The organism is Tahibacter harae (assembly GCF_024437735.1).
Classification (GTDB): Bacteria; Pseudomonadota; Gammaproteobacteria; order Xanthomonadales; family Rhodanobacteraceae; genus Tahibacter; species Tahibacter harae.
In genome coordinates this window covers 1-10416 of the sequence record NZ_JANFQO010000035.1, presented here as the reverse complement: position 1 = coordinate 10416, position 10416 = coordinate 1, and the positions used below count along the sequence as shown (strand labels likewise).

Below are 10416 nucleotides of genomic sequence, written 5' to 3'. Positions count from 1 at the left end.
GCGCCGGATGCGCTACAGATCGTCCTCGTCGATGAAGATCGCCCCGGTCTCGTCGCGCTTGAGATGAGTGATGCCGGGATGCTCGATCTCCAGCCGGCGCAGCTCGGCGCTCTGCCGTTCCAGCTGGCCCTGCTGCGCGCGTACCAGATCGGCCAGGCGCTGGTTCTCCACCAGCAGGGCGCGGTAGTGCAGGGCCTGTACCACGGCCATGCGCAGGTCGTTGTCGTCCCAGGGCTTGGGTATGAAGCGGAACACGTGGGCCTGGTTGATCGCCTCGATGATGGCGCTGAGGTCGGCGTAGCCGCTCATCAGCAGGCGCGCGCACAGCGGCTGGCGCTGGGCAACCTCGGCCAGCAGGTCCACGCCGTTGATGCCGGGCATGCGCAGGTCGGAGAGCACCAGGTCGTAGTTGTCGGCCACTGCCAGTTGCAGGGCGTCTTCGGGGCTGTTGGCCGGGATCAGCTCCAGCCGTTCGCCGTCGAGCATGCTCGGCGGAATGTTCGACAGGCAGCGGCGCAGGGCAGTGAGGATGTTGGGCTCGTCGTCGACTATCAGGACTCGGTACATGGCGCTCTCGTCAGGGCGGGCTCAGCTGGTCTGGCGCAGCGGCAGGCTGATGCGGAAGCGCGTGCCCTGGCCGGGGCGCGAATCCACGCTGATCTCGCCATTGTGCTTGCGCACGATGCCATAGGAGATCGACAGCCCCAGGCCGGTGCCTTTTCCTACCGGTTTGGTGGTGAAGAACGGGTCGAAGATGCGCTTGAGGTTCTCCGGCGTGATGCCGCTGCCGTTGTCGGCGATCTCCACCCAGACCTGGCCCGGGTCGGTGCCGGTGCGCACCTGTATCTCGCCGTGCTGGTCTATCGCCTGGGCCGCATTCACCAGCATGTTCACGAACACCTGGTTGATCTGCGAGGGCAGGCATTCCACCAGCGGCAGGTTGCCGTATTCCTTGCGCACCTCGGCCTTGTACTTGATCTCGTTCCAGACAATGCCGATGGTGCTGTCCAGGCCGCGGTGCAGGTCGTACAGCGACCAGGTCTCCATGCGGTCGACGCGGGAGAAATCGCGCAGGTCCTGCACGATGCGGCGTACCCGGTCTATGCCTTCGCGCGATTCGCTCAGGAGCTGCGGCAGGTCCTGCACCAGGAAGGCGAAGTCGATGGCGCGCTTGCGCTCGGCCACCTCGGCGCGGCGCTCGGCGGTCATGGCGCCGTTCTGGGCGATGACGCCGTCGTAGCACTCGATCAGGCCGAACAGGTTGTTGAGGTATTCCTGCAGCGTGCCCAGGTTGGAATGCACATAGCCGATGGGGTTGTTGATCTCGTGGGCGATGCCCGCGGCGAGCTGGCCCAGGGAAGCCATCTTTTCCGACTGCACCAGCTGTTCCTGCACCGCATTGAGGCGGGCCAGGGCCAGTTCCAGTTCGCCCTCGCCGCGCGCCGCCGCCGCGCCGGAGGCCGGCTCGAAATCGATCAGCAGGGCCAGCGCATCGGCCTCTTCGCCGGCCAGCGGCAGCAGCACCGAGCGCGAGGTGGCGGCATCCTGGCTGCGGCAGTTCGCGATCAGCTCGCGCAGGCACAATTCGGGATTTCCATGCGCGCCGGCGAGGTTTTCCGCCAGGCGCAGCGCGGCCGGATTCACGTGCAGCAGCGTTTCGCCCTGCAGCAGCACTACCGGTTCGGCCAGTGCGTCCAGGGCGGAACCCAGGCGCGATATGCTCGGCGTCGGCATGCAGACTCTGCTCCGCAGCATTCTGTGCGGTGGATTTTTAGCGATTTGCGCGCAAAAGGAAATGCGCCATTGGGCACAGGAGCGGCCGGCGGGCAGGGGACAGCAACGTCCATCCGCGGCGCCGGCGGCCACCGGCGCGGCCGTGCGGCGGCGCAGCGGACACGGCCGTCCGGAACCGCCCCGCGGCGGCGCCCGGCGGGGCCCCCGCGGCGGTCGCGCCCGGCGCGGCCAGCGTCTATACTTGCCGACTACGCACCCGGTGGGAGAAGCGGGCCAGCCCCGCTGCCGAAGGCGCAACGCCCGTAATCGCTCAGGCTCCCATACCACCGCGCGCGAACACTCTGGAGAGACCGGTTGAATCCGGCGCCGAAGGGGCACGAAGCGGCAGCGCTTCCAAACTCTCAGGCAAAAGGACAGAGGGGCGCCCCGACGTGCGGCCTGCGCGTCGTTTTCGGACGTCCTTAACCCATGAGCCAGACCCCCCCTGTTTCCCTGCGCGCGCTGGAACACCACGACGCTTTCGTCGAACGCCATATCGGCCCGAACGACGCCGAGATCGCCCATATGCTGGAGGTCATAGGCCAGCCTTCGCTGGAAGCCCTGACCGACGCCATCGTGCCGGCCTCGATCAAGTTCGCCGCGCCGCTGGCCCTGCCCGAGGCGGTCAGCGAAGTCGAGGCCATCGCCAAGATCCGCGCCATCGCCGAGCGCAACCAGGTGTTCAGGAGCTTCATCGGCCAGGGTTACTACGGCACCCACACGCCCAACGTCATCCTGCGCAACATCCTCGAAAACCCGGCCTGGTACACGGCCTATACCCCGTACCAGGCGGAAATCTCCCAGGGGCGCATGGAAGCCCTGATCAATTTCCAGACCCTCTGCGCCGAACTCACCGGCATGGAGATCGCCAACGCCTCCCTGCTGGACGAGGGTACCGCCGCGGCCGAGGCCATGACCCTGGCCAAGCGTTCGTCCAAGTCCAAGTCCAACACCTTCTTCGTCTCCAGCGGCGTGCATCCGCAGACGCTGGAACTGCTGCGCACCCGCGCCGAGCCGCTGGGCCTGCAGCTGCATATCGGCGATGACGCCGAGGCCGCCGGCGTGGACGCCTTCGGCGTGCTGCTGCAGTACCCCAACACCTTCGGCCAGATCAACGACTACGCCGCACTGGCTGCGGCCGTGCACGCCCGCGGCGGCCTGGTCGCCGTGGCCACCGACCTGCTCGCGCTGACCCTGATCGCCGCGCCGGGCGAGTGGGGCGCCGATATCGTCGTGGGCAACAGCCAGCGCTTCGGCGTGCCGTTCGGCTTCGGCGGCCCGCACGCGGCCTTCATGGCCTGCCGCGACGCCTACAAGCGCTCCATGCCCGGCCGCCTGATCGGCGTGTCGGTCGATGCCGAAGGCAAGCCGGCCTACCGTCTCACCCTGCAGACGCGCGAACAGCACATCCGCCGCGAGAAGGCCACTTCCAACATCTGCACCGCGCAGGTGCTGCTGGCGGTGATGGCCAGCATGTACGCGGTCTACCACGGTCCGGACGGCCTGATCCGCATTGCCCGCCGCGTGCATCGCCTCAGCGCGCTGCTGGCCGCCGCGCTGCGCAATGCCGGCGTCACCGTGGGCCCGGATTTCTTCGACACCCTGCACGTGGTCGGCGTCGACGCCGAAGCCGTCCACGCCAAGGCCGAGGCCGCGCGCATCAACCTGCGCCGCATCGACGCGCGCAGCCTGGGCATCAGCCTGGACGAGACCACCACGCGCGAGGACGTGATCGCCCTGGCCGGGCTGTTCGGCGCCGCCATCGCCGATATCGACGCGCTGGACGCCGCCACCGGCGACGCGCTGCCGGCCGGCCTCAAGCGCACCAGCCGCTTCCTGCAGCATCCGGTGTTCAACACCCACCACAGCGAACATGAATTGCTGCGCTACCTGCGCGCGCTGGCGGACAAGGACCTGGCGCTGGACCGCACCATGATCCCGCTGGGCAGCTGCACCATGAAGCTCAACGCCACGGCGGAGATGATCCCGGTCACCTGGCCCGAGTTCGGCAATATCCATCCGCTGGCGCCGGCGGCGCAGAGCCGCGGCTACAAGGAACTGATCGACGGCCTGGAAGCCATGCTGGTCGAATGCACCGGCTATGACGCGGTCAGCCTGCAGCCCAATTCCGGCGCCCAGGGCGAATACGCCGGCCTGCTCGCGATCCGCGCCTACCACCGCTCGCGCGGCGAAGCGCACCGCGATGTCTGCCTGATCCCGGATTCGGCCCACGGCACTAACCCGGCCTCGGCGCAGATGTGCGGCATGACCGTGGTGGTGACCAAGACCGACGCCAACGGCAATGTCGATGTCGAGGACATCCGCCGCAACGCCGAGAAATACAGCGACCGCCTCGCCGCGATCATGATGACTTACCCCTCCACCCACGGCGTGTTCGAGGAGGAAGTGGTCGAGATCTGCGAGATCATCCACAGGCACGGCGGCCAGGTGTACACCGACGGCGCCAACATGAACGCGCTGGTCGGCGTGGCCAAGCCGGGCAAGTGGGGCTCGGACGTCTCGCACCTGAACCTGCACAAGACCTTCTGCATTCCGCACGGCGGCGGCGGCCCGGGCGTAGGCCCCTGCGCCGTGAAGTCGCACCTGGCGCCGTTCCTGCCGCGCACGCTGGGTGGCGAGGGCGCGGTCGGCATGGTCAGTGCGGCGAGCTACGGCTCGGCCTCGATCCTGCCGATCTCGTGGATGTACGTCACGCTGATGGGCGCTGCCGGCCTGCGCAAGGCGACCCAGGTCGCCCTGCTCAATGCCAACTACATCGCCAAGCGCCTGGCTCCGCACTACGAGACGCTCTACACCGGCCGCAACGGCCTGGTCGCGCACGAGTGCATCCTCGACCTGCGCCCGCTCAAGGACGCCACCGGCATCAGCGCCGAGGACGTGGCCAAGCGCCTGATCGACTTCGGCTTCCATGCGCCCACGCTGAGCTTCCCGGTGGCCGGCACGCTGATGGTGGAACCGACCGAGTCCGAGTCGCAGCATGAGCTGGACCGCTTCATCGACGCCATGATCGCGATACGCGAGGAAATCCGCGCGGTCGCCGAAGGCAAGCTGGACCGCGAGGACAACCCGCTGCGCAACGCCCCGCATACCGCCACCGCGGTGTGCGCCAGCGAGTGGACCCACGCCTATCCGCGCGAACTGGCCGCCTTCCCGCTGGCTACGCTGAAACTGCAGAAGTACTGGCCGCCGGTGGCGCGCGTGGACAATGTCTACGGCGACAAGAACATCATGTGCGCCTGCATTCCGGTGGATGCCTACAAGGAAGAGGCGGAAGCCTGAGCTGCCGCGGCGGTGCGATGATTGTTGCAACCACAGGGCCCTGAAAAGGGCCCTGTGATTTTCAAGCCGGCCGTTGTCGGCCCGGCTGTTCCAGGCCAGTCGTTTTCAAGCCGGCCGTCTTCCGGCCTGCCGTTTTCAGCCGCGCTGTTTTCAAACGGGCGTTGCACGGGCAATACGCCATAATCCGATCTTTGCCGGGAGTCACCGCCGCATGTCCGCACCGCTTTCGCGCATCGCCCTGCTCGCCACCGGCGGCACCATCGCCGGCGCGGCGGAGGACCCCACCCGCCAGCTCGGCTACCGCGCCGGTGCGATCGGCGTGCAGGCCATGCTGGCGACGGTGCCAGGACTCAACAGCCTGGCCACGATCGAATCCGAGCAACTGTTCGCCATCGACAGTGCCTATATCGAATACGGCCACTGGCGCCAGCTGGCGCGGCGGGTGCAGACGCTGCTGGCGCGGCCCGACATCGACGGCGCAGTGATCCTGCACGGCACGGATACGCTGGAGGAAACCGCGTTCTTCCTGCACCTGACCATCGACAGCGACAAGCCCGTGGTGCTGACTGGCGCCATGCGCCCGGCCACCGCGCTGGGGGCCGACGGCCCCATGAACATCTACCACGCCGTTTCCGCCGCCGCCCACCCGGCCTGCCGCGGCCTGGGCACGCTGATCGAATTCGGCGATGTGCTGCTGGCCGCGCGCGGCCTGCAGAAGCGCGACAGCGTGCCCGGCGCCTTCAGCGCCGACCAGTACGGCCGCCTGGGCCTGGTCAAGGACCGCGATGTCTTCGTCTACCAGCGCCCCACGCGCGCGCGCGGCGGCTTCGCCGTGCCCGAGCAGCTGCCGAAGGTGAATGTGCTGACGGCCTTCGTCGACCTGCCGCCGGCCCTGATCGAGGCCGCCTGCCAGGATGCCGACGGCCTGGTCTTCGCCGGCGTGGGCAACGGCAACCTGCGCCAGGACTGGCTGCAGGCGCTGGCCGCCGCGGCCGCGCGCGGCGTGCGCATCGTGCGCGCCAGCCGCGTGTCCAACGGCACCACCGTGCGCAACGGCGAAGTCGACGACGACGCCTACGGTTTCATCAGTGCAGACAACCTCACGCCGCTGCAGGCGCGCATCCTGCTCGCGCTGGGGCTGACCCGCGACCGCAGCACGGCGGCGTTGCAGGAACTGTTCAACCGCTACTGAAAAGCGCGGCCCGCCGTTGCTGGCGATGCAGCACGTCATTGAACGCCGCGGGAGGAAAATCTCCGCGGCACGAAATGCAGGCGCGTCGTTCGGGGAAAAATCCCGCGAACTGGCGCAGATGGCAGTGATTGGCCGACCACCTGCCGGCGCACTGCTTGCGGGCCTGTCCGCGGCAGCGCCGCTCAGCCGGCCGACTGGCCGATAAAGCGCAGCCCTACGCCCGGTTCGGTCGCGATATAGCGCGGACTGGCCGCATCGTCGCCCAGCTTCTGGCGCAGCTTGCCGACCAGCACGCGCAGATAGTGGGTGTCTTCCTGATGGTCCGGTCCCCACAGCTCGCGCAGCAGCTGGGGCTGGGTGACGACGCGGCCGGCGTGCTGCAGCAGCAGGGCGAGCAGGGCGTATTCCTTGCGCGCCAGTACCAGGGCGGCGCCGTCCAGGCGCACTTCGCGGCGCGACAGGTCGATCTGCAGCCTGCCGTCGTCGAACGGCACCGCCGCGGCGGCCGCGCCGGCGCGGCCGCGCAGCAGGCTGCGCACGCGGGCCATCAGTTCGTCCATGCCGAAGGGCTTGGTGACATAGTCGTTGGCGCCGGCATCCAGCAGCGCCACTTTCTGCGCCTCGCTCGCGCGCACGCTGAGCACCAGCACCGGCGCGGCCGACCAGCGTCGCAGTTCGGCCAGCACTTCGCTGCCGTCCATGTCGGGCAGGCCCAGGTCGAGGATGACCAGGTCGGCGCCCTGGGCCGCCAGCCGCGCCAGGCCTTCGCGGCCGTCCGCCGCCAGGCTCACCTGGTAACCCTGGGCGCGCAGGCTGATATCGAGGAACTTGCGGATCTGCGGTTCGTCGTCGATGACGAGGACGCGGGCTGCGGGAGTCATGCGGGGATTCGATAGTGGGGATTGAAGATTCGGGATTTGGGATTGCGAATGGGACCGTGGAGCAGGGCGCGGAAGCGGTAGCCAGCTACAGGGATGTGAGCGCCGGCGATTCCCGCAGCGGGTTTCGCCGCGGACCTGCGCGCGGCAATCTCCGCATTTTGCGCCACCGGCTTCAACTACCCGACTCCGGCTCCGGCTCCGGATCCCGAGTCCCGCCATCCCCAATCCCGGCTTCAAGCCCCAGCTTGCGCGCCATTTCCTGTGCCCCCGGCGACAGGCAGCCCGATTCGGCGCGCAGGGCCTCCAGCAAGGGCGGCAGGCGCTCGGCCAGGAAATCGGCCAGGGCGCGCACCGCCGGCAGCAGGCCGCGGCGCGACAGATAGGCCAGGTGCAGCACGCCGGCGGTGGCATGCCATTGCGGCAGCACCGGCTCCAGCCGGCCGTCCAGCACGGCGGCGCCGCAGACGGTCTCGGGCAGGCCGGTGATGCCCTGGCCGGCCAGGGCAGCGTGCAGCAGCACATTGAATTCGCCGCAGAGCAGGGCGGGCTCGACGTCCACCCGGGTCGGCTCGGCATCGCCGTGGCGCGGGAAGAAATTCCAGGTCTGCACGGTTTCGCTGTCGACCAAGCTCAGGGTGCGGTGGGCGGCGATGTCCTGCGGCTGCTGCGGGCGGCCGTAGGTGTCTAGATAGGCCTTGCTCGCGACCAGCAGCTTCTGCGTATGGCCCAGGGCGCGGGTGACCAGTTCCGCATCCATCTCCGGTGCCGGACGCACGCGCAGGGCCAGGTCGATGTTTTCGTTGAACAGGTCGTAGCGGCGGTTGGACACCAGCAGCTGTACACGTACGCGCGGATAGGCGGCAAGGAAATCGGGCAGACAGGCCGCGACCAGGTTCTGCGCGATCTCCACCGGGCAGCTGACGCGGACTATGCCGCGCGGCTCGGCACGCTGGCTGGCGATCACTTCCTCGGCGGCGCGCGCCTCCGACAGCATGGCGCGGCAGTGGGCGAGGAACTGGCGGCCGATCTCGGTCACGGCGAACTGGCGGGTGGAGCGCTGGATCAGGCGCACGCCCAGTTCGTCCTCCAGCTGGGCCAGGCGCCGGCTCAGGCGCGACTTGGGGATGTTCAGGGCGCGCCCGGCCGCCGCGAAGCCGCGATGGTCGGCGACGGCGACGAACAGGGCCATATCGTTGAGGTCCCGCATGTTCGTTCCATTTTCAGGACGATGAATCCGATTTTAGCCGACTACTCGGTCATTGTTGCCGCCCATAGCATCTTCGCCACGGCAAACCGCCGCCAAGACGGAGACGATCATGAAACTGCTGCAGCTTGATTCCAGCCCGCTGGGCTCGCATTCGGTCACGCGCGAACTGGGTGCCGCGGTCGTGGCGCAATGGCGCCGCGAACAGCCCGGCCTCAGCCTGAGCTACCTCGACCTCGCCGCCGACCCGCTGCCGCACTGGACCCCGCTGCCGGCGGCCTCGGTCGAGGGCCTGGCGCCGGAAGTACGCACTGAAGTCGAGCGCAACGAGGCCGTGCTGCAGGAGTTCCTGCAGGCCGACGTGATCGTGATCGGCGCGCCCATGTACAACTTCGGCATTCCCAGCCAGCTCAAGGCCTGGGTGGACCGGGTGGCCGTGGCCGGGCGCACCTTCCGCTATACCGCCCAGGGCCCGGAAGGCCTGGCCGGCGGCAAGCGCGTGATCGTGGTCTCCGGCCGCGGCGGCTTCTATGCCGGCACGCCGCGGCAGGCGGCGGATTTCCAGGAAAGCTACCTGCGCGAGGTGCTGAATTTCCTCGGCATCACCGATATCGAGTTCATCCGCGCCGAGGGCATAGGCCTGGGCCCGGAACAGCGCAGCGCCTCGCTGGCCGCGGCGCATGCGCAGATCGCGGGCGGTGCGCTGCCGCAGGCGGCGTGAGGAATGCGCGCCGGCGGCGCAGGACGCCGCCGGCGCGGCGCCGCAGAAGCAGCGGGACGGGTGTAAGCGTTGATTTTTGGCCGACGGCCCCGGCGCCGCCGCGAACGAAGCGGCGCTGTGCGCGCCCGGGTATTGCGATGCTGCTTTGCCCGATGGCCACCAAGTGGAAAAGAGCAAAGCCTTCACTCTTTTCTCACCGGCCTTGGTTGATTACTGCCCGGCCGCCGGGCTTGCCTGCGGCGGCGCGATGCGGTTATCAAGCCACAGACGCGGCACTGGCGGGAAGAATGCCGCCATGACGCCGGCGCCACGGCACCCGGCTGAGCCGCAACTGCGGCGGCCGCGTACTCACAGCTGTTCCTGGAGGCCCCATGAGCTATATCGACGGATACGTACTGCCGCTGCCCATCGAAAACATCGCCGCCTACCGCAAGATGGCGCGCAAGGCCGGCAAGATCTGGATGGAACACGGTGCGCTGGCCTACCACGAGTGCATCGCCGATGACGTCAAGCCAGGCAAGTGGACCTCGTTCCCGCAGGCGGTGAAGCTCAAGGAAGGCGAGACCGTGGTGTTCTCCTGGATCGTGTACAAATCCCGCCGCGACCGCGACCGCATCAACAAGCTGGTCATGAGCGATCCGCGCCTGAAGATGGATCCGTCGACCATGCCCTTCGACGGCAAGCGCATGTTCTGGGGCGGGTTCAAGGAGCTGGTGACTTACTGACGCTGCGCAGCGCTGCAGCGATGCCGGCGCGTATCGGCGCTGGTGTTGCTGCGGCGTTTGGCATGTCCTTTGGCGGCAGGTGCATGTTCCGGGCCGGGTTCGAGGAACTCGGGACTTGCTAATGCCGGAGCGAGGCGGCCGGGTGGCAGTATGGCGGTGTTCCCTGAGGGGATCGGTGGACCAGCTGATCTGCAGCGGATCGCAAGGCGGAGGCTGAACCCAGCATCGAAATGCCGTGATGTGCCTGAAGCCGACTTCCCCCAGCGCGTTTACGCGCTGGGGGGAGTGGGTTGGGTGAGGGAGCGGCGCTTCAGTTTGCGAAGAACTTTGGTTTTCGCGGTGTTCTTTGCGTTTTGAAGGTTTTGGCGGAAATCCAGACGGCGAGGCGCGTTGATCGTTGCCCCCTCACCCCAGCCCTCTCCCCCAAGCGAGCTTGGGGGAGAGGGAGCTTTCCGCTTTTTCTCGAAGAAATCCGGCAAATTTCGCTTGCCAGAAACCTCGGATTCCGCCGCACACTCCCTGCGAATCCCGAATCCCGAATCCCGAATCCCGAATCCCGAATCCCGAATCCCGAATCCCGAATCCCGAATCCCGAATCCCGAATCCCGAATCCCGAATCC

General features: G+C 68.0%; 9 protein-coding genes and 2 riboswitches. Of the genes, 4 read left to right on the top strand and 5 right to left on the bottom strand.

What is annotated here, in order from left to right; genetic code table 11:
* Positions 1–12: 12 nt before the first annotated feature.
* Positions 13–567 carry a response regulator gene (locus NM961_RS22925; RefSeq protein WP_255916763.1) on the bottom strand — a complete coding sequence of 185 codons (555 nt, stop codon included), beginning with the start codon at positions 565–567 and terminating at the stop codon, positions 13–15.
* Positions 568–588: 21 nt separating this feature from the next.
* Entirely contained in the window at positions 589–1734 is a 1146-nt protein-coding gene (locus NM961_RS22920) for an ATP-binding protein (protein WP_343231938.1), read from the bottom strand.
* A gap of 250 nt (positions 1735–1984) precedes the next feature.
* Positions 1985–2070, top strand: a riboswitch (glycine riboswitch).
* Between the two features lies 1 nt (position 2071).
* Positions 2072–2155, top strand: a riboswitch (glycine riboswitch).
* Between the two features lie 47 nt (positions 2156–2202).
* Between NM961_RS22920 and gcvP the strand changes: the two genes are divergently transcribed.
* Both gcvP and NM961_RS22910 read left to right on the top strand, forming a co-directional pair.
* The gene (gene gcvP / locus NM961_RS22915) at positions 2203–5073 is read left to right on the top strand and encodes an aminomethyl-transferring glycine dehydrogenase (RefSeq protein WP_255916762.1); all 2871 of its coding nucleotides are present in this window, start codon (positions 2203–2205) and stop codon (positions 5071–5073) included.
* A 211-nt stretch (positions 5074–5284) separates the two neighbouring features.
* A complete protein-coding gene (locus tag NM961_RS22910; RefSeq protein ID WP_255916761.1) occupies positions 5285–6265 on the top strand; it encodes an asparaginase in 981 nt (326 codons plus the stop codon).
* Positions 6266–6447: 182 nt separating this feature from the next.
* On the opposite strand, the gene NM961_RS22905 is transcribed toward NM961_RS22910, so the two are convergent.
* Together NM961_RS22905 and NM961_RS22900 are read right to left on the bottom strand one after the other, a co-directional pair.
* Positions 6448–7146: a response regulator transcription factor gene (locus NM961_RS22905; RefSeq protein ID WP_255916760.1), complete on the bottom strand. Its 699-nt coding sequence runs from the start codon at positions 7144–7146 to the stop codon at positions 6448–6450.
* Between the two features lie 172 nt (positions 7147–7318).
* A complete protein-coding gene (locus NM961_RS22900; RefSeq protein WP_255916759.1) occupies positions 7319–8353 on the bottom strand; it encodes a LysR substrate-binding domain-containing protein in 1035 nt (344 codons plus the stop codon).
* A gap of 109 nt (positions 8354–8462) precedes the next feature.
* Between NM961_RS22900 and NM961_RS22895 the strand changes: the two genes are divergently transcribed.
* Both NM961_RS22895 and NM961_RS22890 read left to right on the top strand, forming a co-directional pair.
* Positions 8463–9071: an FMN-dependent NADH-azoreductase gene (locus NM961_RS22895; protein WP_255916758.1), complete on the top strand. Its 609-nt coding sequence runs from the start codon at positions 8463–8465 to the stop codon at positions 9069–9071.
* A 371-nt stretch (positions 9072–9442) separates the two neighbouring features.
* Positions 9443–9796, top strand: coding sequence for a DUF1428 domain-containing protein (locus NM961_RS22890; RefSeq protein ID WP_255916757.1), 354 nt, complete (start codon positions 9443–9445; stop codon positions 9794–9796).
* A gap of 269 nt (positions 9797–10065) precedes the next feature.
* Here NM961_RS22890 and NM961_RS22885 read toward each other — a convergent pair.
* On the bottom strand, positions 10066–10416 hold a 351-nt coding region (locus NM961_RS22885; RefSeq protein WP_255916756.1), incomplete at its 5' end, for a hypothetical protein.